The sequence below is a fragment of the Streptomyces sp. NBC_00258 genome (genome assembly GCF_036182465.1).
GTDB lineage: Bacteria > Actinomycetota > Actinomycetes > Streptomycetales > Streptomycetaceae > Streptomyces.
The window spans coordinates 11,311,011-11,337,115 of record NZ_CP108081.1; the positions used below are offsets into that span (position 1 = coordinate 11,311,011).

23 protein-coding genes and 2 pseudogenes are annotated in these 26,105 nt (G+C 69.5%); 16 read left to right on the forward strand and 9 right to left on the reverse strand.

All coding sequences use genetic code 11. The features are described 5' to 3' along the window. Positions 1-59: 59 nt before the first annotated feature. Positions 60-1,301 (reverse strand): hypothetical protein, encoded by a 1,242-nt coding sequence (locus tag OG718_RS50130; RefSeq protein ID WP_328847381.1) that lies wholly within the window; start codon positions 1,299-1,301, stop codon positions 60-62. Positions 1,302-1,464: 163 nt separating this feature from the next. Here OG718_RS50130 and OG718_RS50135 point away from each other — a divergent pair, with 163 nt between their 5' ends. The 4 genes from OG718_RS50135 to OG718_RS50150 all read left to right on the forward strand — a co-directional run bounded on the left by OG718_RS50135 (position 1,465) and on the right by OG718_RS50150 (position 5,416). After that, complete coding sequence (locus OG718_RS50135; protein WP_328847382.1) at positions 1,465-1,656, forward strand: hypothetical protein; 192 nt, start codon at positions 1,465-1,467, stop codon at positions 1,654-1,656. Between the two features lie 24 nt (positions 1,657-1,680). Further along, positions 1,681-3,108 (forward strand): rifampin monooxygenase, encoded by a 1,428-nt coding sequence (rox, locus tag OG718_RS50140; RefSeq protein WP_328847383.1) that lies wholly within the window; start codon positions 1,681-1,683, stop codon positions 3,106-3,108. Between the two features lie 367 nt (positions 3,109-3,475). Beyond that, a complete protein-coding gene (locus OG718_RS50145) occupies positions 3,476-3,859 on the forward strand; it encodes a hypothetical protein (RefSeq protein WP_328847384.1) in 384 nt (127 codons plus the stop codon). A gap of 48 nt (positions 3,860-3,907) precedes the next feature. Continuing rightward, entirely contained in the window at positions 3,908-5,416 is a 1,509-nt protein-coding gene (locus OG718_RS50150; RefSeq protein ID WP_328847385.1) for a WD40 repeat domain-containing protein, read from the forward strand. A gap of 71 nt (positions 5,417-5,487) precedes the next feature. Here the strand turns inward: OG718_RS50150 and OG718_RS50155 are convergent, their stop codons facing one another. Then, entirely contained in the window at positions 5,488-6,210 is a 723-nt protein-coding gene (locus OG718_RS50155) for a VOC family protein (protein WP_143643068.1), read from the reverse strand. Positions 6,211-6,754: 544 nt separating this feature from the next. On the opposite strand from OG718_RS50155, the gene OG718_RS50160 reads away from it, so the two are divergent. Further along, positions 6,755-7,444, forward strand: a complete 690-nt coding sequence (locus tag OG718_RS50160; RefSeq protein ID WP_328847386.1) for a haloacid dehalogenase type II — start codon at positions 6,755-6,757, stop codon at positions 7,442-7,444. Here the strand turns inward: OG718_RS50160 and OG718_RS50165 are convergent. Continuing rightward, positions 7,439-7,824 (reverse strand): annotated as a pseudogene (locus tag OG718_RS50165) (TetR/AcrR family transcriptional regulator); the annotation flags it as partial. The gene OG718_RS50160 and the pseudogene OG718_RS50165 overlap by 6 nt on opposite strands. A gap of 157 nt (positions 7,825-7,981) precedes the next feature. Between OG718_RS50165 and OG718_RS50170 the strand changes: the two are divergent. The 4 genes from OG718_RS50170 to OG718_RS50185 all read left to right on the forward strand — a co-directional run bounded on the left by OG718_RS50170 (position 7,982) and on the right by OG718_RS50185 (position 12,077). Continuing rightward, positions 7,982-8,941 (forward strand): alpha/beta hydrolase family protein, encoded by a 960-nt coding sequence (locus OG718_RS50170; RefSeq protein ID WP_328847387.1) that lies wholly within the window; start codon positions 7,982-7,984, stop codon positions 8,939-8,941. Positions 8,942-9,076: 135 nt separating this feature from the next. After that, positions 9,077-9,655 (forward strand): TetR/AcrR family transcriptional regulator, encoded by a 579-nt coding sequence (locus tag OG718_RS50175; RefSeq protein ID WP_328847388.1) that lies wholly within the window; start codon positions 9,077-9,079, stop codon positions 9,653-9,655. A 111-nt stretch (positions 9,656-9,766) separates the two neighbouring features. Beyond that, the gene (locus tag OG718_RS50180) at positions 9,767-11,077 is read left to right on the forward strand and encodes a hypothetical protein (RefSeq protein WP_328847389.1); all 1,311 of its coding nucleotides are present in this window, start codon (positions 9,767-9,769) and stop codon (positions 11,075-11,077) included. A gap of 118 nt (positions 11,078-11,195) precedes the next feature. After that, entirely contained in the window at positions 11,196-12,077 is an 882-nt protein-coding gene (locus OG718_RS50185; protein ID WP_328847390.1) for an alpha/beta fold hydrolase, read from the forward strand. 40 nt (positions 12,078-12,117) lie between these two features. Here the strand turns inward: OG718_RS50185 and OG718_RS50190 are convergent, their stop codons facing one another. Both OG718_RS50190 and OG718_RS50195 read right to left on the reverse strand, forming a co-directional pair. Further along, positions 12,118-12,783, reverse strand: coding sequence for a PH domain-containing protein (locus tag OG718_RS50190; RefSeq protein ID WP_143643074.1), 666 nt, complete (start codon positions 12,781-12,783; stop codon positions 12,118-12,120). 192 nt (positions 12,784-12,975) lie between these two features. Beyond that, the gene (locus OG718_RS50195; protein ID WP_143643075.1) at positions 12,976-13,521 is read right to left on the reverse strand and encodes a YciI family protein; all 546 of its coding nucleotides are present in this window, start codon (positions 13,519-13,521) and stop codon (positions 12,976-12,978) included. A gap of 163 nt (positions 13,522-13,684) precedes the next feature. Here OG718_RS50195 and OG718_RS50200 point away from each other — a divergent pair, with 163 nt between their 5' ends. Continuing rightward, entirely contained in the window at positions 13,685-14,365 is a 681-nt protein-coding gene (locus tag OG718_RS50200; protein ID WP_260695726.1) for a hypothetical protein, read from the forward strand. 94 nt (positions 14,366-14,459) lie between these two features. Beyond that, entirely contained in the window at positions 14,460-15,908 is a 1,449-nt protein-coding gene (locus OG718_RS50205; protein WP_143643076.1) for an FG-GAP repeat domain-containing protein, read from the forward strand. Positions 15,909-16,002: 94 nt separating this feature from the next. Here OG718_RS50205 and OG718_RS50210 read toward each other — a convergent pair whose 3' ends face one another. Further along, entirely contained in the window at positions 16,003-16,665 is a 663-nt protein-coding gene (locus OG718_RS50210; protein ID WP_328847392.1) for a GDSL-type esterase/lipase family protein, read from the reverse strand. A 36-nt stretch (positions 16,666-16,701) separates the two neighbouring features. After that, complete coding sequence (locus OG718_RS50215) at positions 16,702-18,222, reverse strand: FAD-dependent monooxygenase (protein ID WP_328847393.1); 1,521 nt, start codon at positions 18,220-18,222, stop codon at positions 16,702-16,704. A gap of 318 nt (positions 18,223-18,540) precedes the next feature. Between OG718_RS50215 and OG718_RS50220 the strand changes: the two genes are divergently transcribed. Next, entirely contained in the window at positions 18,541-21,801 is a 3,261-nt protein-coding gene (locus OG718_RS50220) for a BTAD domain-containing putative transcriptional regulator (protein ID WP_328847394.1), read from the forward strand. Positions 21,802-21,919: 118 nt separating this feature from the next. On the opposite strand, the pseudogene OG718_RS54520 reads toward OG718_RS50220, so the two are convergent. Further along, positions 21,920-22,261 (reverse strand): annotated as a pseudogene (locus OG718_RS54520) (NADP-dependent oxidoreductase); the annotation flags it as partial. On the opposite strand from OG718_RS54520, the gene OG718_RS50230 reads away from it, so the two are divergent. The 3 genes from OG718_RS50230 to OG718_RS50240 all read left to right on the forward strand — a co-directional run bounded on the left by OG718_RS50230 (position 22,261) and on the right by OG718_RS50240 (position 24,599). Beyond that, positions 22,261-22,389: a hypothetical protein gene (locus tag OG718_RS50230; RefSeq protein WP_260695727.1), complete on the forward strand. Its 129-nt coding sequence runs from the start codon at positions 22,261-22,263 to the stop codon at positions 22,387-22,389. The pseudogene OG718_RS54520 and the gene OG718_RS50230 overlap by 1 nt on opposite strands. 127 nt (positions 22,390-22,516) lie before the next feature. Continuing rightward, complete coding sequence (locus tag OG718_RS50235; protein WP_306942478.1) at positions 22,517-23,095, forward strand: dihydrofolate reductase family protein; 579 nt, start codon at positions 22,517-22,519, stop codon at positions 23,093-23,095. Between the two features lie 268 nt (positions 23,096-23,363). After that, a complete protein-coding gene (locus tag OG718_RS50240) occupies positions 23,364-24,599 on the forward strand; it encodes an alpha/beta hydrolase family protein (RefSeq protein WP_328847396.1) in 1,236 nt (411 codons plus the stop codon). A 104-nt stretch (positions 24,600-24,703) separates the two neighbouring features. Here the strand turns inward: OG718_RS50240 and OG718_RS50245 are convergent, their stop codons facing one another. Beyond that, positions 24,704-25,138 (reverse strand): VOC family protein, encoded by a 435-nt coding sequence (locus tag OG718_RS50245; RefSeq protein ID WP_143643081.1) that lies wholly within the window; start codon positions 25,136-25,138, stop codon positions 24,704-24,706. 204 nt (positions 25,139-25,342) lie between these two features. Between OG718_RS50245 and OG718_RS50250 the strand changes: the two genes are divergently transcribed. Beyond that, on the forward strand, positions 25,343-26,038 hold the full coding sequence (locus tag OG718_RS50250) for an alpha/beta fold hydrolase (protein ID WP_328847397.1): 696 nt from the start codon (positions 25,343-25,345) through the stop codon (positions 26,036-26,038). Positions 26,039-26,105: the final 67 nt, after the last annotated feature.

Sequence of the window (26,105 nt, forward strand, 5' to 3'; positions counted from 1 at the left end):
ACCGGAGGCCGCCAACAGACCGGCTCAGGCTGCCTGTTCGCGGCCTTCGGAGCCACGCTTCAGGAGGGGAGCGAGGACAGGGGCACGGCGAACACTGTCCGTAGGTTCGCCCATTCGGTCAGGGACCAGACCTGGCCCGTGCTCTGCCAGTACGTGAGGGACTCCGGGTGCTCGGCCCAGCACTGATAGGTGCCTCCGCAGGTGGCGACGCTGCGGGTCGTGGTCTGACCCCAGAGGTGTCCGTGGACGCCGGACGAGGCCGAGGCATGTGCGACGTACCAGACGTTGTTGTGGGCGAGGACCCCCTGCATGTTCCCCACGCCGCTCCGGTAGCCCTGGACGGCCGGGACGAACGAGCCGGAGGCGCTGCTGCTGTTGAGCAGGTAGTCGCTGCCGAAGTTGTAGCGCAGCATGCGGCCCTTGGTTCCGTTGTTGAGGTACTCGGTGGTGACCAGGCTGTCGGGCACGCTGCTGCGGTCGAGTGAGAGCGAACCGACGCAGGGCACGGCGGTGTTCACGTTGCCCGTGCAGGCCCCGGCGTCGTACGAATATGAGCCGATGGCCGGCATGACGTACTGGTAGCCCCAGGCGGAGTAGCCACCGTCGACCTTGCCGATCGCGTGGCTGTTCACCGAGGCCTGCAGGATGTGCTGCATGCTGAAGACGTAGATCGCGTTCGTGTGGCCCTGCTGGCCGGAGACGAACAGCTTGTCGCCGTACCAGGCCATACCTCCCGCATGCGCGGCGACCCGCGCGAAGTTCTCGCCGCCGCTGGTGGGCGTCACCAGGAGCACCCAGCGGTACTTGGGGGCCGCGGGGTTGTTGTAGTCGATGAAGGCGACGCGGACGGTGTTGTAGCGGGCGTCGCCGGTTCCGGTGCCGACGTAGCTCCACCCGGCCAGGATCAGCCTGTTGGTACCCCAGGCGCCGTCGTCGTCGGCGTCGCCCGAGCTGGTGATCGACTGGGGGTGCCAGTCCGGGGTTGTCGCGTCGCCGGTGTCCCAGCAGAAGCTGGTGCTCGCGGTGGGAGCGGTCGGCAGGGTGCCCCGCTCGGCGGCGTTGCAGGAGCGTGCCGGGTGGTTGGCGCTCTCCAGTACCTCGGTGACGCCCACGTTGTTGAGCTTCGAGTCGAGGTTCGCGGTCGTCTCCGGGGTGACCGCGTTCCAGCGGAGTCCGTAGCCCGCCCGCTCACTCGCGCCGATCGTCTGCAGCGGATCGGTGTAGGCGGTGGCGGCGGCTCCCGCACCGGTGATCGCGCCAGGTGCCAGCGCGGCGGCGATCAGAGTGAGCAGAGCGACCAATGCGAGTCGAATACTTCTTCGGGAATTCATGGTGGGGCCTTGCCCCATGGAGTGGGAACGCACTCCCGGGGTGCCGTCGACACATGGCAAAGGCAAGGAGAGTGCCTCTCCTTGCCACTATCAACCTATAGCGCACCGGGGGCCTTGCGGCAAGACCCGGGTCGTGCTGCAGAATCTCCGGTCGAGGACAGAACCGGCGGAAATCGGTGAGTCGCGAAGTGCCTATGCCTTTGTTGGTATTTGGGTATCGCGGGGCGTCGAGTCGGCAATAGGACTCGCGGTGTTGCTGCAGGCGATCGGCGCGGAGGTGCGGGCGTGCGAGCTGCCGGACCGCGCGGAGCAACTGGCCGAATGAATCGTGTTGAACGAGGGGGAATTGATGATTGACGTGATCGTCGTCGGCGGCGGACCGACCGGGTTGATGCTGGCCGGCGAGCTGCGACTGCACGGCGTGCACGCGGTCGTGCTGGAGAAGGAGACGGAGCCGACCAAGGTTGTCCGCGCCCTCGGACTGCACGCGCGCAGCGTCGAGGTGATGGATCAGCGCGGTCTGCTGGAGAGGTTCCTCGCGCTCGGGAAGCAGTATCCGGTCGGTGGCTTCTTCGCAGGTATCACCAAGCCGTCGCCGGACCGGCTGGACACCGCCCATCCGTACGTTCTCGGCATCCCGCAGCCGGTCACCGACCGGCTGCTGACCGAGCACGCCACCGAACTCGGCGTCGATGTCCGGCGTGGCTGCGAACTGGTCGGGCTGAGCCAGGACGACCAGGGGGTCACCGCCGAGTTGGCCGACGGCACGCAACTGCACTCGCGCTGGCTCGTCGGCTGCGACGGCGGCCGCAGCACCGTGCGCAAGCTGCTCGGCGTCGGCTTCCCCGGCGAGCCCGCCAGGGCCGAGACGCTGCTGGGCGAGATGGAGGTGGCAGCGCCGCAGGAGACGGTGGCCGCCGTGGTGGCCGAAGTCCGCAAGACCCACCTTCGGTTCGGCGTCGGGCCCTACGGGTACGGGCTGTACCGCGTCGTCGTGCCCGCCGAAGGGGTGGCCGAGGACCGCTCGGTCCCGCCGACCCTTGAGGAGGTCAAGCAGCAGTTGCGGGTGTTCGCCGGCACCGACTTCGGCGTGCACTCACCGCGCTGGCTCTCCCGTTTCGGCGACGGCACCCGGCAGGCCGAGCGCTACCGGACCGGCCGGGTACTGCTGGCCGGCGACGCGGCGCACATCCACCCGCCGCTGGGCGGGCAGGGCCTCAACCTCGGCATCCAGGACGCGTTCAACCTCGGCTGGAAACTGGCCGCCCAGGTCAACGGCTGGGCGCCGGAGGGGCTGTTGGACAGTTACCACACCGAACGGCATCCGGTCGCCGCCGACGTGCTGGACAACACCCGCGCGCAGACCGTGCTGATGTCCCCCGAGCCGGGTCCCCAGTCGGTGCGTCGGCTGATGTCGGAACTGATGGGCTTCGAGGAGGTGAACCGGTATCTGATCGAGAAGATCATCGCGATCGGCGTCCGCTACGACTTCGGCGAGGGGCATGAACTGCTCGGCAGGCGGATGCGGGACGTGGTGCTGAAGCGGGGGCGTCTCTACGAGTTGATGCACGGCGGCCGCGGCCTGCTGCTCGACCAGACCGGCCGGCTCTCGGTGTCGGGGTGGGCGGACCGGGTCGACCACGTCGTCGACGTCAGTGAGGAACTGGACGTGCCCGCGGTGTTGTTCCGGCCGGACGGCCATGTGGCGTGGGTCGGTGACGAACAGCAGGATCTGCGCGACCAGTTGCCCAGGTGGTTCGGCGCGGCCGTCGGCTGAGCACGCGCAGGAATTGGCCTTCAGGAATCCGTGAGCGAGACCAAATGCTCCCCTGTTCCGATCTCAACTTCGCTGCGACCATGAGGGGATGGCGGAGGCACCGAGCGAAGTGGGGCTCGCGCAGATCGCAAGGGCCGATGCTGGGCACGGAAGACGAACCGTGTGACAGAGCTTGGTCAACAGCGCGCCATCGCGGTGTGCGGAGTCCTGGAACGGCCCGTCACGAAGATCGACCGTGCCGAGCCCCGTTACGTCAGGAAGCCACTCACTGCTTGTACCGGCATGTGACGGACGAACGTACGGCCCGTATTGCCCTGGGGGGCTGATGACAATTTCCTGCCGATCCGTTGACGACCAGAGCGGTGGTTTGGAGATCACCATCACCCTGACCGCCCTGGAGGCCGAGGCCATGAGTGAGGACGCCACCCTCATGGCCGAGATCTTCGACAGCTACCTGTGGGCCATGGGCATGCTCCGCACCGGCCGCAACTCCCGCGACCCCGGCACACCGCCCCCGACTCCTGGCGACTGGCTTGCGGCCCTGCGTGGACTCGACCGGCTCCCAACCCGCCTCCAAGGCATTCGCGAGGGTTTGATCCGAGCCTGCACCGCGGCCGACGGAAGCCTCGAACGTCTGGCCACCGTCATGAACATCAGCAGGTCGGCGGCTCGGCATCGACGTACGAGGATCACCAGGCATGCCCCCAAATCCTGGGAGCAGTGGGCCGGGACGCACTCTTCGCGACCTTGACGCGGGGGAGGGTGAGGAGTGGGGGAGAGGCATTCCGGAGGGAGGCGGATGGTGACGACGCAGTCGGCGGCGTGTTCGTGGACGGACGAGGAGACCGTGGCGGCCAACGCCGCCGGGCGGCTGGCCCCGGATCAACGGCCGCTGCCGGCCGGGGTGCCGGCCCGGATCATGAGCGCGGTGGGGCAGATCGTCGAGGTACCCGGCGCCGAGCCGGAGGTGTGTGCGGGCGCGCTGCGGATCGACGTGGGCGAGGGCACTACGCCGCTTCCGCCTCCCGCCACGTACCGGCTGTACTGGCTGGCGCCACCGGAGGGGGTAGAGGGGCCGAACCTGCTGCTGTCGGCGCAGCCCCTCGACGCACAGCACCTGGGGGAGACTGCGGACGCCGTCGCCGTAGAGGTGGGACGTGTGCCCGCCGGGACCCGGCGGCGCCGTCGCTCACTCCTGCTGGCCGGATTCGGAGCAGCCGCCGTTTCCGCTGCCGGCGTGACCTTGTCGCGGCTGTCCTCGCATCGTGGCTCCCGCGCCGCCCCGGGCCCCACCGCTGGGCTGCTCACGCCGGCTTCCTCAGGGGCCGGCCCTGTCGACGCGTCCCTCGCCCCGGTCCCCCGTAGGACCGGTGTCACCGCTGGCATCCGCTATGTATCGCTCCTGATACAGGCCGGAGAGGTGGTCACCCTGGCCTTCAGTCCGGACGGGCGTACGCTGGCCGGCGGCATCCAGGACGGCACCATCCGGCTGTGGGACGCGGAGAACGGACATCCGACCGCCCTCCTGACCGACGCCCGGCGGATCACTCCGCTGGAGATCGCCTTCCACCCGGATGGCACCACCCTCGCCGATGCCCAGGACGCTGTACATCTGTGGGATCTGGTCTCCGGACGCACGACAGCCACCCTGACCCTGACCCGCAGTGCCACCGCCGACTGGGCATGGTGCGTTGCGTTCAGCCCGGACGGCGCCCTCCTGGCCAGCGGCCACAGCTTCGACCGTGTACGGCTGTGGGACGTCGCGAGCCGTTCGAACGTCGGCATACTGCACGGCCACAGTGCGTTCGTGTTGTCGGTGGCGTTCAGTCCCGATGGACGGCTGTTGGCCAGCGGCAGCGACGACGCCTCCGTCCGGTTGTGGGACGTCGCGGGCCGTTCGGGCGTTGCCACCCTCACCGGCCACACCAGCACCGTCCACTCTGCGGCGTTCAGCCCGGACGGCACCACGCTGGCGAGCAGCAGCTACGACCGCACCATCCGGCTGTGGGACGTCTCGTCCGCCCGCACCGTCGCCGTTCTCAAGGGTCACACCAGCGCTGCGATGTCGGTGGCGTTCAGTCCCGACGGACGGCTGCTGGCCAGCGGGGGCGGCGGCGCCAGCACCGCGTTCGGCAACGACTACCCCGACGACCACACCGTTCGGCTCTGGGACGTCGCGAGGCGTACGAACGTCGCCACCCTCACCGGCCACACCGGTACCGTGCGATCCGTGGCGTTCAGCCCGGACGGCACCACGCTCGCCAGCGGGAGCCACGACGGCACGGTCCGGCTGTGGCAGATCAACTGACAGCGTGGCCGGGGGAGTCGCTCTTCCAGGACTTGTTGTACGAGCCCCGCCGGACCCGGATGCTGGTGGAGCTACCGGGGTGTCAAAACAGAGAACTCGTTGCCGTCGGGATCGGCCATCTCCACCCCACCGGCCTCGCCCTGGCCGGCGTCGATTCGAGTCGCTCCGAGGGAGACCAGCCGATCGACCTCTGTCTGCCGATCACCGTGGACAGGCGGCGCGAGGTCGAAACGCAGTCGGTCCTTGCCCTTCCTCGGCGCCACCGGTGGACCACCCCACGTGATCTTCGGACCGCCGTGGGGCGAGCGGATCGCGGTCTCCTGGTCCTGATCCCAGACCAGCGGCCACCCCAGTGCTTCGCTCCAGAAGTACCCGACCTCCTGCGAACCGTCGCAGGCCAGCGCTCCGATGAACCCGCAGTCGGCGAGGAAGCTGTTGCCCGGCCCGACGACGCAGAACTCGTTGCCTTCGGGGTCGGCGAGCACCACATGACCCTCCTCCGGGAGTTGGCCGATGTCGATGTGCTGTCCACCGAGCCCCAGCGCCCTGGTCACCGTCTGCTGCTGGTCCTCCAGGGATGTGCTCGTCAGATCGAAGTGCATCCGGTTCTGGACGACCTTGGGCTCCTCGCTCGGAAGGAAACGGATGCGGAACCCGGTGTCATCACTGGGCAGGAGCGTGACGCCGTCGTCCGGATCGTCGACCATCTCCCAGCCCAGGACCCCCGCCCAGAACTGCGCGAGACGCAGTGGTTGGCTCGCACCGAAGCAGACCGCGAACAGTTGACAAGTCATTCCTCTGCACATCCCCGATTCGCTGACTGACCGCTGTCGACAGGGCGCCCCGGCGGTCCTCCGAAGCGGAGCCTAAGGGTGAGCCGGCCTCGCCGCACCCGAGTATTCGGTGGCGGCCGGGACACACCGGCCGCCGCTGTCGGCTTCCGGTGGCGATCAGCACGACCTGACGCCCCAGGAGGAGCAGTCGACGGCCATGCCGCCGCCGGATCCACGTACGCCGAGATCGCCACGTGCCCCTTCACCACCGCCTCGACGGTCGAGTGTCACCTCCACGAGAGCTTCGGGAAGCTCGACATCACCTCCCGACGCCGGCCGGCCGCGCTGTTGAGCGGCGAGGACCAGTCTGGTTGACACGGATGCGACCGGATCGTCACCACCTTGACTGGTGACGCAGAGTCGGGCAACAATCGTTACCTACCGAACCGGTGACGCGGCTGGCGTGGGGCGTTGAACGTGTGCGGAAACCGGGCGCGCCCTCGCTGTCCAGTCCGCGTGTCGACCCGGGTCACATCACGCCTGACCCCCATGAGGAGGAGACCGCATGGCCGAGGCCTGCGACATCGAGGTCGTCGTCTTCGACATCCTCGGAACGATGGTCGACGAACCGGGTGGACTCCGAGCGGCCATTCGCGAGGCGGTGCCCGCGTCCGACGATGCGTCCGTCGACCAGTTGCTCACGGTGTGGCGGAATCACGTCGAGCGCGAGCAGCAACGCATCGCGAGGGAAAGCCGGACGTACGTCGACACCGAGGTCATCGACCGTGAGGCGGCTCAGCGTGTGGCCGACCGCGCAGGGCTCACCGACCCGGTGGCCATCGCGCGTCTTGCTACCGCAAGTCGGCGCCTCGCGCCCTGGGGCGACTCCATCGCCGGACTCGCACGCCTCGCCCGGCGATTTCCTGTGCTGGGGCTCTCCAATGCGAGTCGCGCGACTCTCCTCCGCCTCAACGCGTACGCCCAACTGGCCTGGCATCAGGCCTTGTCCGCTGATGAGGCCCGGGCCTACAAGCCCGCGCCGGAGGTCTACCGACTCGCGCTCGACGCGGCAGGATGCCCACCGGAACGCGTGCTGATGGTCGCCGCTCACGCCTGGGACCTTCGCGGAGCTCAGGCGGTGGGAATGCGAACTGCCTACGTGCACCGGCCGGTCGGGGATCCACCGGCGAGCACCGACACCTTCAACTGGAGGTCGGACACTCTGGACGAGCTGGTCACCGAACTGACGGCGTAACCCTGGCCGAACAGTTGCGGCGTCGAGCAACTGCCCGCAGGCGGGTGCCAGGCGGTCGAGGAAGCAGGTGTGCAGCGCGTCGAAGCCGCTGCTGTCCCACTGTGGCGCGTTGGCGAGTCCGTGCTTGGTGGCCAGGAAATCGGCGAAGAGGTCGACTCACTCCGGGTGTGCCGCGAGCGGGGATTCGGTGCCGGCAGGTTCGGGCCGGCATCGGCGCATGCCTCGACCTGGTGACGGTGGACGGCGACGACGAGATCCGCCCGCGTCGGGAAGTGGCCGTAGACCGTCCCCATTCCGACGTCCGCTCTGGCCGCGATCTCGCGGATCGGCGCGTCGACGCCGGAGGCGACGAACACCGCAGCTGCGGCGGCAGGCAGCATCCTCTGGGTGCCGTTGACAAAGCGGAACAGTGTTCCGTAGGTTAAGCGGAACAGCGATCCGCTTCAGTCTGGCTGAAGGCGGATGCTCCCGTCCGCCTCACCCGCAGTCGGCCCGAACGAGACCGGCAGCTGAGGCCATTGAAGGGAAATACGCATCATGAGCGCATCGGCTCAGACGGCCGACACGGTCAGCTCGCCCACGCCCGTCCTCTCGGTCAGTCCGGTGGTGCTGCCAGCCCCCGGTCGAGCCGTGGACCTTCAGGTGCGGGTCTCCGCGCCCGTGACGGGGAGCGACCTGCCGGTCATCCTCCTCTCGCACGGTCAGGGCTACTCGAACCACCTCTCCTCGCTGAACGGCTACGCCCCCCTCGCCAACTACTGGGCGGCGCACGGCTTCGTCGTGATCCAGCCCACGCATCTGAGCTCCCGGACGCTGAGTCTGGATCCCAGTACTCCGGGGGCACCCTTGTACTGGCGATCGCGTGCCGAGGACATGACGCGCATCCTCGACCAGCTCGACATGATCGAGGCCGCCGTCCCGCAGCTCTCCGGGCGGCTGGACCATGGCAAGGTCGCCGTGGCCGGGCACTCGATGGGCGGGCACACCGCGAGCCTGCTGCTCGGCGCCAGGCTCACCGATCCGGACGACGGAACGGAAGTGAACCTGGCCGAGCCCCGGATCAAGGCGGGTGTCCTGCTCGCCGCGCCCGGCAGGGGCGGCGACGCCCTCACCGAGTCCGTGGCCGAGAATCTCTCCTTCTTCCTGACCACGGACTTCTCCAAGATGACGACGCCCACGCTCGTGGTCGCCGGCGACAAGGACACCTCCGCCCACCTGACGGTCGCGGGCGCGGACTGGCACGCCGACCCGTACGTCCTCTCCCCGGGCCCCAAGGCCCTGCTCACCCTGTTCGACGCGGAGCACGGGCTCGGCGGGGTCTCTGGATACGACGTCGCCGAGACCACGGACGAGAACACCGAGCGGGTGTCCGCGGTCCAGCGCCTCACCTGGGCCTACCTCCGCACCGAGCTCTACCCCGGCGATCCCGCCTGGCAGACGGCACGCGACGCGCTGACGACCGGCCCCGACCCGCTCGGACGAGTCGAATCCAAGTAGGCCGTGAGCGTGACCCGTACCCGGCCCGCGGCCGAGACGCTCGGCGGGCACGCGTCGCACAGCTGGACGCCGCGGCGGTTCGTGGCCCCGCACCGCTTTCTTGAGCGAGCGATCCAGATAGGTTAGTGTGAGTGCATGGCAAGGACGCGGGAGTTCGACACCGAGGCGGCGGTGAGCCGCGCGATGGACCTGTTCTGGACGCGTGGATACGAGGCGACCTCGGTGCGCGATCTGACCGGGCATCTAGGGATCGGCCAGGGATCCCTGTATGCGGCGTTCGGCGACAAGGACGGCCTGTACCGGGCCGCGCTGGAGCACTACCGCTCCACCCTCGCGGCGGCCGCCCTGCGCAGCCTCGACGAGGGGGTGGATGCTCGGTCGGCGATCCGCACGATGCTGGTCGAGCGGGTCCGGATCGCGGTCGAACACGACGGCAGGGGCTGTCTGTTGGTCAATGGCGTCTGCGAGCGCCTGCCGGCCGACTCGGCCACCCGGCGCACCGTACGTGACGTGCAGGACGCCAGTCGGCGTGCGCTCGCCGATGTGCTGCGCGTGGCGGCGGAGCGGGGCGAGATCTCGACGACCCGCGACCCGCAGACCCTGGCCGCCTTCCTGGTCACCTTCCTGAACGGCCTGCTCGTGTCCTCGAAGATCACACCCGACGTCCGCGCCCTGGAACCCCTCGTGGAGGTAGCGCTGGCCGCCCTCGACTGATTTTTTCATGCCCTCAATCTGTAACGCACGATCCACAAAATGAACCGGCGTCCGCCAGGTCACCGACGCCGGCGAGAGCGCATGCCGCACACCGACCCCATCGGAGGACCCATGCCCCCCGCTCAGACCTCGACCACACCCGCCCTCGGCGGCTCCCGGTGGAACACCTTCCCGACAACCCGCACGATGAGAGCCCGTCAGTTCTTCACCGGTGCCGAGCCGCTGCTGCAGGGCGTCGTCGATGCCCTACGCAGCATCGACCGGGAGGTCCTGGAGCACCAGATCCACGCGACGCTCGGCCTCGGTACGCGGGAGACCTCGTTGCCGCTGGCCGTAGGCCCCGACAGCGCTTCGGCAGCCCGTGAACTGGGCGCGCAGGCCGAGAAGATCGGCCGGGAGATCGCCTCCTGGGCGACCGCGACCCTGGACCGCCTGCTCACCCACCGAATACCGCTGCCCGCGGGCCCCCTGGTGGTCCGCAGCCACTGCGACGGACATCTGCTCACCCACCGCGCGGCCGACCTGCTCATGGGCAGCCGCGGCGGACCGGTCGCGATGCAGCTCTACAACGAGTGGCTGCACCAGATGGTCCTGCTTCGCGACGCCCTCCTGCCCTTCACCAACTGGCAGAACGTCCCGCTCCTCGTCACCCCGACCGGGCTGCGGCACATCGAGTCGGCCCGCGACAGCTTTCTCACCGAACTCCTGGTCCGCCAGATCCGGCATACCAGCATCGTGGACTTCGCCCGCCATGCGGTCACCGGCACCTCGGGCCCGGCCGGCTACGGCTTCGACCACGACGGCGGCACCGTCCTGCCCGCCGTCATCGGCACACCGCCCCTCACCGCGCCCCGCCACCTGCTGACCTGGCGACCCGGACCCGTCGCGGGCGACACGATCACGTACGTCCCCGAATCGCAGGACTACTACGCGGCACCCCGCACGCTCATCGACCACCTACCGCCCGCCGCCGCAGCGCAGGGGCCGGTAACTGGCCGCGTGGTCATCGGACCGGTCGTCGACGGAACCCGCACCGCCCGCATCGCCGTGACCCACGACGGCACCACCGCACACCTCGACCTCGGCCAGGCGCTGCGCGGCCACCGCTTCGCCCACCAGACCGCCGCCACAGACGCCGCGACCGTCGGCAACACCCGGACCGCCGAGCTGTGGACCGCACTACGAGCCCCCGGACTGCTGTGGACGCAGGACGGCGACGTCACCCTGGAAGCCACCGGCCAGGACAACCTCGTTGCGCTGGCACTGCTCGGTCGCCTCTACCCGGACAACGTCGTCCTGCGCCCCGCCGGCCATCACGCCGGCCCGGCAGCCGCGGGCACGAACGGGCCGGGCCGCCTCATCGTCGACCTGCCGGACCACGACGTCATGGAGAGGCAGGACAGCCCGCTGGAGACGCAGTGATCACGCGGCTGAGACAGCCACCGGCCCTCATCGCCAGACCAGGGCGCCGACCGGCAGGACCAGAACGCACGATCGGGCGCCCAAATCGCCAAGCCCGTCAGGAAAGTTGAGAAGAAACATGATCGTCGACCATCACGCAAACCCCGTACGCACAGGCCGTGCCACCGTCAACGGAACGAGTCTGCACTACCGGACAGCCGGTTCCGGCCCGGCGGTGGTGCTGCTGCACGGCGTGCCCAAGACCGGCTACCACTGGCGGCACCTAGTGCCGAAGCTGACGGACCAGTACACCGTCGTCGTACCGGACCTCCGTGGTCTTGGCGACTCCGCACGTCCCGCGGACGGATACGACAGCGCGACGATGAGCGACGACATCGCCGCGCTGATGGCCCACCTCGGACACGACTCCTACAGCGTGATGGGAGAGGACTGGGGAGCAGTGATCGGCTACCAGCTCGCCGCCCGACACCGTGATCACGTCAACGCCCTCGTCTTCTGCGAGGCGCTGTTCCCCGGATTCGGCTTCGAGGACCACACCGCACTCACCCACGAGAACGTCTCAAGTGGCATGCACCTGTGGCATCTGGGCTTCTACTTCCAGCCGGACGTCCCCGAGATGCTGATCGCCGGGCACGAACGCGAACTGATCACCTACATGATCAAGTACGAGCGCAGCCACCCCGACACCGCCACCCCCGACGCCATCGACGAATACGTACGCTGCTACTCCATGCCTGGCGGCATCCGCGCGATGCTGGCGATCTACCGGGCGATGCTCGTCGACGCCGAACAGAACCGCCGAGCGTCACAGCGGAAGCTGGACATCCCGGTGCTGGCGCTCGGCGGCTCCGCGTTCATCGGCGACCGGAACGAGGCCCAGATGCGGCCCATGGCCCACGACGTCACAGGTCACGTCTTCAACGCCGGCCACGACCTCGCCGAGGAGGTACCGGACGAGGTGGCCGACGCAGTCCTGCCGTTCCTGGCCAAGAGGCTGTAATCGCACCCGCGCCCTGACCGCGGGCCTCCGGCCGCGGCCGTCAGCCGCTGGGCCGACGGCTGCGGTACGAGGCGATCGCGGTCAGCGCGAAGATCAGGGGCGCTCCCACCCCCATGACCGTGAACGGGTTCAGGAACGACTCCAGCCACTCCGGCATGTCGACGAACAGGGGCAGCAGCATCAGCACGGTCAGTGGGATGAAGGCCAGCATCACGGCGGCGAACCCCATCATGAGGGCCGCCTGACGTGCATTGCGTCGGTCGATGAGGACAGCGGCCCGGGCGTCGGGCGCCCAGTCCGCGCCGCGCAGTTCCTCCCATGAGCCGCGCAGCAGCCCGAGTTCGCGCTCGACGTTCACGTGAAGGTCGTCGACGAACGGCAACAGCACCTTGGAGCCGTCCCGGCCGTAGGCGTGCACGAGCACGTTCGGCGCACCGCTCTGCATCGCCGATGCCGGGTTGGCCTCTGCCCTGATGTCCTGGATGTCCTCCCATGCCAAATGCCGGCGCTTCGCCATCCCGCGTACGTGGAGCGCCTTGATGTCCGCGATGGTCGAACAGTGCAACGTGGCGTAGAAGAGCCACCCCATGAGGGCCACCCACGCCGCGAGGATGGGGTACCGGAACGAGGTGGGAACCTCGGCGCCCCACAGGGCCGCCAACACGCTCAGCGTGCCCACGCCGATCACCCAGAGGAACACGTGCATCCGGGACCGTCTCATCCGGTACTCGCGCGGCAATCGTGCGTACCCCACAGCCACCCCCAGTGCGGCGTGTCCCATCCGTCGACAGGACCGATGGGGCACCATCGTGAGGCCCCAACTCCCCTGTGTCGAGGGCCCTTTGGGAAGTAACGCGTTCCGGGGTGTCTCGATGCCTTTCGCCGCGTCGTCAGCTCACTACGATCGGCCGCCGAACTGCCAGTCGTGGACCTCGATGTCGGCGTACAGGCCCGGGGTCAGGACGGCGCGAGCCGTCTCCGGATCCGGCGCCCGGACCAGCACCGCCGTACCCACCCAGGTTGTGCCGTCGTCGGACAACAGCGGCCCGTACGCGATCAGTTCGTCCCGGTCCGGCGGCAGGGTGAGGTCGGCACCTTGGCCCGAGCCAAGGCCGAGCACCAGGTACCGGTTGCCGTCGGTCCCGCCACCGGGGAAGTCCCACATGGTGCGACCCAGCAGGTTGCGCCACCGGCGCAGCAACACGTCCCGGTACACGCCGGCCTGGTAGCCGGGCTCGTCAAAGGCGAACGCGCGGGCGGAGGCAAGATCCGGCAGGTCCACGATGTGCACGCTGCCGGTGGGCACGTCGTCCCCGGTGAGGGTCGGACCGCGGGCGATCATCTCCTTGTCGAACCGGTCCATGTAGGACCAGTGCTGTTCCAGCAACTCGTGACGCAGCGCCACGGAGTCGGGCCGATCGCGGTGGTAGCAGAAGAACTCCATGCCCCTCACTCTCCACCATCCGTCGTTCGGGCAGGCTCCGGTTGTCACAGGCAGGTCCCGTCATGGAGGATCAACCGTTCGAGGCGCACGGAACTGCTGTGCGCGGCGGGGGCGCGAGGGGGCGGCGATCTTTTCCGTAGTCGTCAATGTGCTGGTCGGTCTGGTGACCAGCCTCATCGGTGGTGGGCTCGTCTGGCTCTGGGAGCGCGGCAAGCGCGCCGGCCGACTGCGACGCAAGGCGGACTTCTTCGGCCTCGTCCCGGGGGAGACCTGCTTCATCGTCATCGGCAACAAACACAACACGCGGGGTGTCACCACACACAAGGAAATCCGCGCCATGATCGAGGTCGCGACCCTGGCCGGCCAACTCGGCTGTGACGTCGCGACCGAGACCAGCGACGACTTCCGCGGCACCAATGACGACCGTACGGAATTCTGTATCGGCGGTCCGCTCGGCGAGGCCAACCTCCGCACGGGCGGCCACCTCGCGGCCCACCTGCCAGGTGTCAGCATCCTGCCGTACGGTCAGGGTCCGGAGTCGGTGGCGTTCGATGTCGGCGGCCGACGGTACCCCTACCGGAAGAACGAGGTGGAGTACGCGCTGGTGGCCAAGTTCAGGCCACCGCAGGCGACCCGCCCGGTCATGCTGGTCTGCGGCCAGAGCTCCCTGGCCAACCAGGCCGCGATCCATTTCCTCAGGAGGAACTACCACCAGGTGGCCGACGCCCTCGACGCGGTCGACCGCTACTGCCTCCTGATCAAGGTCTCGGACATCGGGACGTACGGCTTCCAGGGCGCAAGCCTCGAACGCGACGTGACCGCCGACGCGTTCACCGCCCCCTGACGCCAGTGCCGCACCGACGGCACAGTGCCTGACCGGAATCCGACCCTGACCTCGCCGTTACGGGCCCGTGAGCTGCGTCTCGCAGACTTGCGAGATGCGCCGCCCACGTACCCACCGCTCTGCTGTCGCCCTGGCCTGCCTCTGTGCGACCACCCTGCTGTTCACGGGCTGCTCGGGCGATGACGGGGAATCGGCGCCGGTGCCCCCTTCCCCCGCCCAGCGGGACGACGGCGAGGTCAACCGGAACGACGTGAACGGCGACGGGCATGCCGACGCGCTCGTCAACGGCTGGTACAAGGAGCCGAAGCGAGGGGGCGACTGGCACAACAACCGCTTCGTCGCCCTCGCCGCACCCGGCGGCCCGAAGCCGGGCAGGGCCTTCCGTCTGGCGGAGCGCTACGCCAAGCCCGACCCCCGGATCACCAGCTCGCCGATCACGTACGACCGGTCGACCCAGTTCACCGGGGATCTCGATGACGACGGCCACGCCGATGTCGTCGTACGCAACCGGCTGAGCCACCCCAGCGGGAAGCAGACGCCTGAGCAGCGCATCGTCTGGGGCGGCCCCGACGGCCCCGTCGGTGTCACCAAGCTGCCCGCCGACGTCCTCCCGGCCACCGCCGCCGGGGACTTCGACGGCGACGGCGCCCTCGATCTGCTGACCCTGGCAGTGCCCGGCAGCGAATACGACCGAAAGCCGCAGTTCGCCACTGTCCTGTACGGCCCGCTCAGCCGCGACAGAGGGGCGCCGCGCACTACCTCCCGCACCGATGTGGGCCAACAGGGCTGGGTGTCCGCGGCGCATACGGCCGTCGGTGACTTCGACGGCGACGGCCGGGACGACCTGGTGACCAAGGGCGAGTACGACGAGGAGGATGTCCGCTTCGAGGAGGACATGCCGGAAGACGTCATCGACGCCGTGTTCTACCGGGGGACGCCCCAAGGGCTGAAACACGCCGGGGCCGTACCCGGCATCACGAACCAGGACGACAGCCTGGTCCCCGGCGGCAAGCCCGTGGCCGCCGGTGACTTCGACGGCGACGGCCACGCCGACATCCTCGCCCGGGTGGGCTTCACCCAAGCCGTTGCCGTCTACGGAAGCGGCGAGGGCCCCGGCCGGGGCAGGGCCGCCCGCGATCTGGGGAAGCTGGATGTCGTCAGCGCCGTCGCGGTCGGCGATGTCAACGGTGACGGCCACGACGACATCGCCACCCAGTCATCGGGCGTCGATCGCCGTTTCGGCCAGGTGGTGGTGCTCCTCGGAGGCGAGGACGGGCTCGACGCCGCCCGTGCCGTCAAGATCGACCGGCGTGTGATCGGTCTCGGCGGCTCCCCGCAGCACGAAGGGGACCGCGACTTCTTCGGCTGGGACCTGCACATCGCCGACCTCGACACCGATGGCCGCGACGAGTTGCTCATCGGCACGTTCGGCTTCAACAAGCCCCGCAAGGACGCCGGTTACTGGATCCTGCGCGGGACGAAGAGCGGCCCGTCGAAAACGGACCGCCGCTTCATCAAGACCAAGGACTTCGGCGAGAGCTGACTACTTCCGTCCGCCGCATCGGCGACACCCCTGGCCGGTGAAGCTCCTCGCCGTCGCCGGTGCAGCCGTCGTCGCCCTCGAACGCGAGGCCCGGTCACGCGACCAGGCGCAGCCAGGCCGCCGCGAGTGCGGCGTGACCGGCCGGTGTCGGGTGCACGCCGTCCGCAGCCCAGTACTCCGGCCCGGTCGTCGCGGCGAGCTCGGCGAACATGCCGTCGGCGGCGAGCAGTTGTGCGTCGTACTTGCGGGCGAGCTCGCGCACGACCTGGATCTTCGGGTCCAGGTCGGCCCGCCACTCCTTTCGGACCTCTTCGCCGAGGTGCACGTCGCCGACCTCGACAAGGCCGCGAATCGGCAGCAGGAACGGCTCGATGAGGACCAGATCGGCTCCGGCCCCGGCGAGGGGCGCGAGCAGGCGGTCGTACCCCGCCGCGAAGTCCTCCACAGGGATCACATGGCCGTCCGGGTCGTACGAGTGCCAGCCGACGTCGTTTCCGCCGACGAGGATCGACACCACGTCGGGGCGCGCGTCGAGGACGTCTGCCTGCCAGCGGGCTTCGAGGTCCATCACCTTGTCGCCCGCGATGGCGGAGTTCAGCCAGGTCACGGCCCGGTCCGGGTGGCGGAGTCCCCACTCGCCCGCGACGCGCAGCGGGTAGCCGAACCCGAGATGCTCTTCGCTTTCGAGTCGTTGGCGGTCGGTGATCGAATCGCCGGTGAACATCACGGTGCTTCCCGGTCGGATGGTGATTGTCATGTGTGCTCCTGGAACTCGGTTGTAGGGGTGGACGGTTCAGATGTGCGGTGCGCCGAACCAACGGCAGGCGGCCTGCTCGAACGCTTCAGGGTCAGGGCTGCGATCACCTGCCCAGGCGACCGTGCCGTCGGGCCGGACCAGCACGGCGCCCACTCCGAGGTCGTTCCTCGCCGGACCGGCTGCGTACAGGATCCGGTTCTCCCAGCCCGTCGCTGAATCGCGTAGGGCTCGGTCGATGCTGAAATCGAGTACGACGCCTCGGCCGTCCTGCATCAGGTCGCCGAGGCGAGGGCCGTCCTCAAGACGGAGGTCCGGGGCGTTGCGGCCGACGAGCGGGTGCTCGCTGCCGAGGTCGTAGCGGTTCGACGACCCTGATGTCCTCTTGAACACGTAGGTCGTTCCGTCTCGGGTCCCGAGCAGGTCGCGCAGCACGCCTTGGACCGCCTGGGCATGCGGGTCCGGCTTCATGACCGCGGACTGCGCGCGCGTCCAGTCGAGCACCTCCGCGCCGATCGGACGGCGCTCGTGGGTGTAGGTGTCGAGAAGCCCGTCCGGCGCGTGGCCGTGCACGGTCGCCGCCAGCTTCCATCCCAGGTTCATGGCGTCGCCGAGGCCGAGGTTGAGTCCCTGTGCTCCCAGCGGAGAGTGGATGTGGGCGGAGTCGCCCGCGAGCAGGACGCGCCCCTGGCGGTACCTCGTCGTCTGCATCGCCCGATCGGTGAAGCTCGAGACGAGACGGACGTCGCTCAGTGTCACGTCGGTGCCGGACACACGGCGCAGAACCGTCTGGAGATGTTCGCGAGTCGGCCGCTGCGAGCGATCGAACGCGCCGCCGTCGAACTCCAGCATGCCGATGTACTCCTTCGCGGGCGTCCGGAGGTACATGCCTGTCGGCGTCAGGTTGAACCCGGGCCGCAGCTTCTCGGGATCGGCGATGGCGGCGAGCACGACGTAGCCGGTGAACTGCGGCTCGGTGCCGACGAATTCGAAGCCCGCGAGCCCGCGCACCGTGCTGCGTCCGCCGTCGCAGCCGACGACCCAGCGTGCCGCGTACTCGTGCTCGCCGGCCTGTACGACCACGCTCTCGTCGTCCTGTGCGATGGCTGAGACCGTGACACCGCGCCTGACGTCCACGCCGAGTCCGGACGCCCGCTCGGACAGCACCGTCTCGACCGCTTCCAGGTTCGTCATCACGCCTTCCGTTGCCGGGCTGGGAAGCCGGAACGGCAGGGCGGTGACGTCGACCTGGGCCGGATCGAGCATCATGCCGGCGAAGTGGCTCACACCGCGAGGGGATGACGGCTCGTCCGTGGCGGAGTTCGCGCCGGGATCGTCATGGACGCCCGACGCCTTCAGCAGCGGGTGCAACATCCCGCGGCGGTAGAACGCCTCGACCGCCGCGGCGGACAGGCCCCGCATCCCCAGCGGGTCCGCCTTCCACTGGGAGCCGCCCTCAGGCGCCCGCTCCAGCACCAGGACAGAGCAGCCCGCGAGGCCAAGCTCGCAGGCAAGGAAAAGACCAACGGGGCCGGCGCCCACAATCACTACGTCATGCACGAAACTCCCCTTCCGAAGCCTGTTCTGTTGAGGCAGGCAAAGACTGACGCGGGCCGCTCACACGGGGCACACACGGCGCTGACATGGGGGCACATGGCGTTGACACTCCAGTCCCGCAACGTGTCAGTGCTGCGTTCGCGCACCCGGACAGGCTTCTCGTGGCAGCGCGACGCGGAGGGACGGCCAGTCGCACGACGCCGTGATGACGATCGCGCTCGCCGCCTTGCTCGCGGCGCCTTCCGGTACGGGCGTGGACGGGGAAGTCCAGCACGGCTGCACTGATTTGGGGATCGTGGGTGTGCGCGCGAAGATCAGAGGATGGACGGGGATGCGCGGCTTCGCATCACGCTGCTCGGCGCCTTTCAGGTGTCTCGCGGTGACACCGCCCTGCCCGTTGTCGGCACGCGGCTGCAGGGTCTGGCCGTACGGCTGGCGCTCGCCGGCGGTCGCGCGGTCGCACAGGCCGTCCTGGTGGACGCGATCTGGGCCGAGGGCCCGCCGGCCGGTCCCGCCCACGCCCTGCAGGCCCTCGTCTCGCGGCTGCGTCGTGTCCTCGGCTCGGCCGACTTCGTCACGCACGCCGCGGGCGGCTACCGGCTGGACGTGGACACAGCCGACGTGGACGCGCTGCGATTCGAGCAACTCGCCGCCTCCGGCCGTGACCGCCTGCGCGCCGGTGACCCGAACACCGCGGCGGCCATGCTCGGCGAGGCGGCGGCGCTGTGGGGCGACTGTCCCGGCACCGAGCCCACAGCCGTTGCCGCAGTGGCGCCCGCCGTCGCGACCCAGCTGGCCCACGCCTCTGCCGAGGCCATCGCCGATCTCGCCGACGCCGAGCTGTCCCTGGGCCGTGCCGACGCGGCCGCCGCCCACCTGACCGCGCTGCTCGCCGAACACCCCGTCCACGAGCGGGCAGCCGCCCTGCTCATGGACGCGCTCGCCGCCCAGGGACGCCAGGCCGAGGCACTCGCCCTGTACGAGCGGGTCCGCGAAACCCTGGCCGACGACCTCGGCGCCGACCCGGGCGCCGCCCTGCGCGAGCGCCACCTGAGCTTTCTGCGCGCCGAGCGGCCGGCCCCGGACGCCGACACCGCGCGGTCCGGGGCGGGCAACCTGCCCGCGCCGCTGACCAGCTTCATCGGGCGCGACGACGACCTCGCCCGGATCGACACGCTGCTCGCGGCCGGGCGCCTGGTCACCGTGCTCGGTCCCGGCGGCGCCGGCAAGACCCGGCTCGCCGTCGAGGCCGCCCGCCGCCACCGCCACGCGTACCCCGACGGCGCCCGGATGATCGACCTCTCCTCGGTCACCGAGCCGGCCAAGGTCGGCGCGGCCCTGCTCGCCGGCATCGGGCTGCGCGGCGGCGTGATGTTCGAGGCCCGGCCGCGAGCCGAGGGCGACGAACTGGACGCACTCGTCGACCAACTCCGCGGCCAGGAGAGCCTGTTGCTCGTCGACAACTGCGAGCACCTGATCGACGCCGTGGCCCACCTGCTCGCCACGCTGCTGTCCCGCTGCGCCGGACTGCGCGTGCTCGCCACCAGCCGCGAACCCCTCGCGGTCGACGGCGAGGCGCTCGTGCCGCTCGGCCCGCTCGCACTGCCCGGCCCGGACGACGACGTCGAACAGACCCGGCGGGCGGCATCGGTACGCCTGTTCACCGAGCGGGCCGCGGCCGTACGCCCCGGCTTCGAGGCCGACGAGAAGACGCTGCCCGAGATCCGGCGGGTGGTCCGCAGCCTGGACGGCATGCCACTGGCCCTCGAACTGGCCGCGGCCCGACTGCGGACGCTGTCCCTGCCCGAACTCGCCGACGGGCTCTCCGACCGGTTCCGGCTGCTCACCACCGGCAACCGCACCGCGCTGCCCCGGCACCGCACCCTGCACGCGGTCATCGCCTGGAGCTGGGACCTACTGAGCGAGCACGAACGTACGGTCGCCGAACGCGTCTCGATCCTGCCCGGCGGAGCCACGCCCGCCTCGGCCACCGCGGTCTGCGCCGACACCGCGGTACCGGCCGCCGAAATCCCCGAGCTGCTCGCCGGCCTGGTCGACCGCTCGCTGCTGCAGCTCGCGCCCGCCCCGGGCCGCTACCGCATGCTGGAGACGCTGCGCGAGTACGGCACCGACCGCCTCGCCGAGACGGGCGACCTCGGCACCGCCCGCGACCTGGCCGCCGACCACTTCGCCGAGCTGATGGCCCGCTACGACCCGCAGCTGCGCGGGCCCGGCCAGCTGACGGCCATACGAGGCATCGGCGCCGAGTACGACAACACGCTCGCCGCCCTGCGCCGGCGATGCGCCCCCGGCGACGCCCCCGGCGCGGTCACCCTCGCCCTGAACCTGACCTGGTACTGGCGGATGTTCGGCCGGCAGTCCGACGCGGCCTACTGGCTGGGCGAAGCTCTGTCGGTGTCCGGCGGCGCGCCGACGTCCGACCGCGACTGTGCCCGCGCCATCCACCTGCTCAACCGGGTCGACACCCGGCCGGGGACGACCGCCGAGGAGGCCGCCGGCGACCAGGCCGAGCTGCGCGAGCTGGCCGACCGGCTGCTCGCGTACCCGGAACTGCCCGGCCCTTACGGCGCGCTCACCGCGCTCCCGCTGGCGTTCCTGCAGGAGGAGGGGACCACGCCCGCGCTCGTCGAGCGCCTGGCCGACGGCGACGACGTGTGGCTGTCCGGGCTGGCCCGCATGTTCCGGGCCCAGTTCGCCGAACACGCCGGCGAACTCGACCGTATGCGCACCGATGTCGAAGCGGCCCTGGCCGGTTTCCGGCAGGTCGGCGACCGCTGGGGCCAGGCCAACGTGCTGCCGTTGCGGGCCCAGCTGCGGCAGTACGACGACGACCTCGACGGCGCGCTGGCCGACCTGCGCGAAGCCCGGTCGCTGGCAGGCGAGTTCGGCTCGCTCAGCCTCGGCGACGAGGTGTTCGGCGACCTGCGCTGGATCGACCTGTACCTGCGGCGCGGCGACACAGACCTGGTGATCGCGATGGTCGACTCGGCCCGGGAGCGGGCACTGCGCGCGGACTCGCCGGAGATGCTGCTCCTGGTCGACGCGTGGGAGGCCGTCCTGTGGGTTCGGCTCGGTGACCTGGACCGGGCGGGGGAACTGCTCGACAAAGCCGAACGGGGTCTGCACGGGGACATTCCGTTCCCCGGTGACCACGGGCGGACGCTGGTCGGCAGCGCACGCGCCTGGCTCTGCCTGGAGACGGGCGATCCCGCCGGCGCGGCGAAGGCGTTGGCGAAGGCGTACGCGGCGGCGCTGGAGACCCGGGACCTGCCGATCCTGTCGCTGGTGGCGGTGAACACGGCCGCGCTCGCCGAGGCATACGGTCAGCATCACGAGTCCGCCGTCCTGCTCGGCGCCGCCTCCCGGCTGCGCGGCGCCCACGACCACACCGACCGCCAGGTCCGCGACCTCACCAGCCGAGGGCGGACCGCGCTGGGCGAGGACGCCTTCGCCACGGCGTACGGGAAGGGTTGGGAACTGGACGCGAAGACCGCCGTGACCGAAGTGGACCCGGTCCGGCTGTCCCCGGAACTCCGGCCGGCTCAACAGGACCCCGAGTAATCCAGCAATCGGTGGACGGTCGTCGGCGGGCAACGCGCCGCCGGGGCAGCCTCATCCAGCGACTGCGGGCCGATTCGTCCGCCGTGTCGGGGCACGGTGATTACGATCTTGCCGTGCGCGTGGCCGGCGATGGCGACCAGTTCGGCCAGGGAGCCCTTCCCGGCCGGGTCGAGAACCACGTCGACACCGTACGGAGCCAGCGGTGCAAGTCGATCGGCCGGAGCGGGCCCGTAGGTGACCGGTACGACACCGAGTTGGTCGAGGAAGCCGTGGTTGCGTTCGCTCGCGGTGCCGATCACGGAGAGGCCGCGCGCCTGGGCGGGTTGCGCGGCGATGGGCCGACACCTCCTGCGGCACCGTCGATCAGGAAGGTCATGCCCTGGGTGGCTTCCAAGGCGTCCAGTACACGCGTGGCTGTGTCGATGCTGCCCGCGGCGCCACCGGCTTCCTCGAAGGACCATGGCAGCCTCCCGCCGCCTGCTCGCCCACTTCCTCCAGTCCTGCCGGACGACGGACGGCGCGCCTCTGCCCCCACTCGCGCCCCTGCGCCTCGACTACCTCTACAAGCCGTCACGCCGAGACGAGTGACCGGCCGCGCCCGCCCCATGGAGCCGCGTCCTGGGTGGCCGGACTCCGTGAGTCCAAGGGCGATGAGTTTCGCCGTGGTCGCCAGTCTCTATCCACACAAGCGATCACCACACTCGAGGAGAGCATCATGACCGCCACCTACACGTTCGACGTCTTCTCCAGCCTCGACGGATTCGGCGCCGCCGGCGGCAACTGGACCGGCTACTGGGGCAAGCAAGGCCCCGAGCTCCTCGACCACCGCCTCGCCCTGTACACCGAGGAGCAGCGGATGGTCTTCGGAGCCAACACTTATCGGGCGTTCGCGCAGATGCTGGAATCGAGTACCGAGGAGTCCGATGTGCGTGACCCATGGGTCACGCGGATGAGGAACCTGCCGGCAACGGTGGTCTCGACCACACTGGAAGGACCCCTCGACTGGCCGGACGCGAATATCGTGAGCGGCGACGCTGTCGACGTCGTCGCCCGGCTCAAGGAGGAGTCCGAGGTGCCGTTGCGCTCGCACGGCAGCCTGTCGATGAACCGGGCGCTGATGGACGCCGGTCTGGTCGACCGCGTCCAGGTGACGCTCTTCCCCGTGATCACCGGTCAGACCGGACTGGACCCGATCTTCCACGGTGCGGCCGACTTCGACCTGGAGCTGATCGAGAGCCGGACACTCGACGGCGACATCCAGGAGCTCATCTACCGGCCCACCCTGCATGGTTGAGCCCAGCCATGCACCCCGCCCCGTCAGGCAGCCGAACCCGACGGAGGTCCCCGCTGGCCCTTCCGCGGATGATCCGGTGCGTGCGGGCCCCGGCGAGATCGTGCGCGCGGCCGGGCAGCGCGGACGAGTCCACAACAGCTGCGGCTGTTCTGGCGCCACTTGACGGAGCATCGATGAGGGCAAGGGTCCGCATCCGGGGAAACCCGAACCAGGGCAGCTGGGGGTAGCACGAGTGACCCCGTCGGTGGTCGTGGCCAGGATGGACGGCATGTCGTCCTTCTCTCTTCCACGCCGCGGGTTTCTGGCAGCGACCGCTCTGGCGATGTCGCCGTTGGTGGGTACGCCTGCCGCACGGGCCCAGTCCCGGCCGGCCCTCCGCTCGGCGATCCGGCTCCGTCTCCCCGCCCCGACGGGACCGTGCACGATCGGTACGGTCTCGCTCCGTCTGGTGGACCGTAGTCGGCCCGACCCATGGATGCCGTCGGTGGGCCACCGCGAGCTGATGATCAGTGTCTGGTATCCGGCCCTCGCGCCACACCGCGGGCAGCGCCTCGCGCCGTACATGGAACGCGGAGCGGCCGAGCGATTCGACGCCCTGGAGCCGCATCGCATCCCGCCGGGCACAGTGGACTGGGCGGGCACACGCACGCACGCCTACCAACAGGCGCCCGCGGACCCACGCGGCGGGCGTCGGCCGGTGGTGCTGTACTCGCCAGGCGTCGGCGACCCTCGCGGCTGGGGCACCCTGCTGGCCGAGGAACTGGCCAGTCACGGCTACGTCGTTGTCACCGTCGACCACACCTACGAGTCTCCGGGCGTGCAGTTTCCCGACGGCTCGGTCAAGACGAACGAGGTGCTGTTCGAGGAATTCGCGCGGGCCCAGCGTGAGGGCACCGTTCCCGCCCTGCTGGAGAAGACGCTGCGCACCAGGGTCGCCGACGCCCGCTTTGTGGTGGACCGGCTCGACGCGCTGCCGCACGGGCTGGCGGAAGTGCTCGACACCCACCGGATCGGCCTGGCCGGCCAGTCGGGGGGCGGATTCACCGCCGCTCAGAGCATGTACGAGGACCGGAGAATCCGCGCCGGGATCGACTTGGACGGCACCCTGGAGTTCAACCAGGAACCCAACGGAACCAACCTCTCACCGGTTGCCGCCCACGGCCTGGACCGCCCCTTCCTCCTGATGGGCCGTGAAGGCATCGACCACGCGCGAACCGAGCCGTCATGGGCGGCGTTCTGGTCGCACAGCACCGGATGGCGCCGCGACCTGACCCTGCGCGGCTCCCGGCACCAGACGTACACCGATCTCGCGGCAGTCATGCCCCAGACCGGTCTCGGCCAGGACATCGTCGAAGAGACCATCGGCACGATCGACCCCGCCCGTGCGGTCACGGTGATCCGAGCGTGTGTCACCTCGTTCTTCGACCGCTGGCTGCGGGAACGCAACGACCATGTTCTGGACGGCCCTTCAGCGGGTTTGCCCGATGTCACCTTCGTCCAGTGAGCGGCTGCGCCACCTCATTCACCCGCTCTCCACATGTCTTGACCTACAGGATGTCTTGACCCACAGGCACAGGAGCTGCGTTGGTTCCCTGCTCTGCCGCACGCTCAGTCGAGGCAGAACTCGTTGCCCTCGATGTCCTGCATCACGATGCATGACTCGTTGTCGTCATCGGCAAGGAGGGTGCGCACGTGTACCGCGCCGAGTGCGATCAGTCGTGTGGATTCGGCCTCGAGCGTGGCCAGGCGCTCTGCACCCACGAGTCCCGTGCCGGCCCGCACATCGAGATGCACCCGATTCTTGACGACCTTGCCTTCGGGAACGCGCTGAAAGAACAGTCGGGGGCCCACACCTGAGGGATCACTGCAGGCGAACCATGAATCCCGATCCTCCGGAGGCAGGGAGCGGTTGAAGTCGTCCCAAGTGGCAAATCCCTCCGGTGGCGTCGGTGCGACGTACCCCAACACCTCGCACCAGAAACGAGCGACGCGCTCAGGTTCTGCACAGTCGAAGGTGACTTGGAACTTCTTGATCGATGACATCGGCGCACCATAGCAGGGGGACTTTGTCGCTCATTTGCGGGTGTGCATCCGCATGTTGTCGGGAGCCCCTGCTGGCCGCTGCGGCGTGAACAACCCCAGCCGATCCACGTCTTGGCGTTTTGCTCCCCTGCTCTGCAACAGACTTCCCCAGCAGAACTGAATTCAATTATGGTTGGGTTGGTGTCGTTGGCAAGGAGGCAAGTCATGGCGTTCGTTCTCATCCATGGGGCGAGCTTCGGCGCGAACTGTTGGGACGAGCTGATCCCTCATCTAAGTGCGCAAGCGTTGGCGGTCGACCTACCGGGGCGCGGAACCAGGGCTGAAGTCGACCTGGGCACGGTCACTCTCGCGGACTGTGCCGATGCGGTCCGCGAGGACGTCGAAGCGAAGGATCTGCGCGACGTGGTACTGGTCGGTCACTCCTTCGCGGGCGTCACGATCCCGCGCGTCCTGGACCTCATACCTGACCGGATCCGCCACGTCGCCCTTGTGTCGGCCGTGGTGCCGGCGGACGGTTCCCGGGTGCTTGACCAGATCGATCCGGGAGTGCGGGGTCTGGTGGAGCAGTCCATCGCCGACGGCGTCTACCACCAAACCCGCGAGGGCGCCGCCGCGATGCTGTGCAACGACATGGACGAGGTGACCACAGCGTCCACCCTGAACCGGCTGGCCGACGACTCGGCCGCCCTGCTGCGCGAGGCTGTGGACCTGAGCGGCTACAGACGCGAAATTCCCCGGACGTACGTGCATCTCACGCGCGACCAGTGCTACGTCGAGGAACTTCAGCAGCGATCCATCTCGCTGCTTGGGCCCGACGTCATCGATCTCGACACCGGCCACATGGCCATGATCAGTGCGCCTGAAAAACTTGCCGCCGTCCTCAACGCCATCCACGGCTGATCGCCGCATCGGCCGGCGGTCGGCGGACGGCGGACTGTGAACCCACCCCACCTCGTGGCCTGGTCAG

Excerpts from the sequence above, each read along its gene's own strand:
- OG718_RS50245 (WP_143643081.1), bottom strand. The coding sequence starts at position 25,138 with ATGTCATCGATCAAGAAGTTCCAAGTCACCTTCGACTGTGCAGAACCT.
- OG718_RS50205 (WP_143643076.1), top strand. The coding sequence starts at position 14,460 with ATGCGCCGCCCACGTACCCACCGCTCTGCTGTCGCCCTGGCCTGCCTC.
- OG718_RS50150 (WP_328847385.1), top strand. The coding sequence starts at position 3,908 with ATGGTGACGACGCAGTCGGCGGCGTGTTCGTGGACGGACGAGGAGACC.
- OG718_RS50220 (WP_328847394.1), top strand. The coding sequence starts at position 18,541 with ATGGACGGGGATGCGCGGCTTCGCATCACGCTGCTCGGCGCCTTTCAG.
- OG718_RS50180 (WP_328847389.1), top strand. The coding sequence starts at position 9,767 with ATGCCCCCCGCTCAGACCTCGACCACACCCGCCCTCGGCGGCTCCCGG.
- OG718_RS50210 (WP_328847392.1), bottom strand. The coding sequence starts at position 16,665 with ATGACAATCACCATCCGACCGGGAAGCACCGTGATGTTCACCGGCGAT.
- OG718_RS50240 (WP_328847396.1), top strand. The coding sequence starts at position 23,364 with ATGTCGTCCTTCTCTCTTCCACGCCGCGGGTTTCTGGCAGCGACCGCT.
- rox (WP_328847383.1), top strand. The coding sequence starts at position 1,681 with ATGATTGACGTGATCGTCGTCGGCGGCGGACCGACCGGGTTGATGCTG.
- OG718_RS50155 (WP_143643068.1), bottom strand. The coding sequence starts at position 6,210 with ATGACTTGTCAACTGTTCGCGGTCTGCTTCGGTGCGAGCCAACCACTG.
- OG718_RS50185 (WP_328847390.1), top strand. The coding sequence starts at position 11,196 with ATGATCGTCGACCATCACGCAAACCCCGTACGCACAGGCCGTGCCACC.
- OG718_RS50175 (WP_328847388.1), top strand. The coding sequence starts at position 9,077 with ATGGCAAGGACGCGGGAGTTCGACACCGAGGCGGCGGTGAGCCGCGCG.
- OG718_RS50235 (WP_306942478.1), top strand. The coding sequence starts at position 22,517 with ATGACCGCCACCTACACGTTCGACGTCTTCTCCAGCCTCGACGGATTC.
- OG718_RS50195 (WP_143643075.1), bottom strand. The coding sequence starts at position 13,521 with ATGGAGTTCTTCTGCTACCACCGCGATCGGCCCGACTCCGTGGCGCTG.
- OG718_RS50250 (WP_328847397.1), top strand. The coding sequence starts at position 25,343 with ATGGCGTTCGTTCTCATCCATGGGGCGAGCTTCGGCGCGAACTGTTGG.
- OG718_RS50170 (WP_328847387.1), top strand. The coding sequence starts at position 7,982 with ATGAGCGCATCGGCTCAGACGGCCGACACGGTCAGCTCGCCCACGCCC.
- OG718_RS50160 (WP_328847386.1), top strand. The coding sequence starts at position 6,755 with ATGGCCGAGGCCTGCGACATCGAGGTCGTCGTCTTCGACATCCTCGGA.
- OG718_RS50190 (WP_143643074.1), bottom strand. The coding sequence starts at position 12,783 with ATGCACGTGTTCCTCTGGGTGATCGGCGTGGGCACGCTGAGCGTGTTG.
- OG718_RS50230 (WP_260695727.1), top strand. The coding sequence starts at position 22,261 with ATGGCAGCCTCCCGCCGCCTGCTCGCCCACTTCCTCCAGTCCTGCCGG.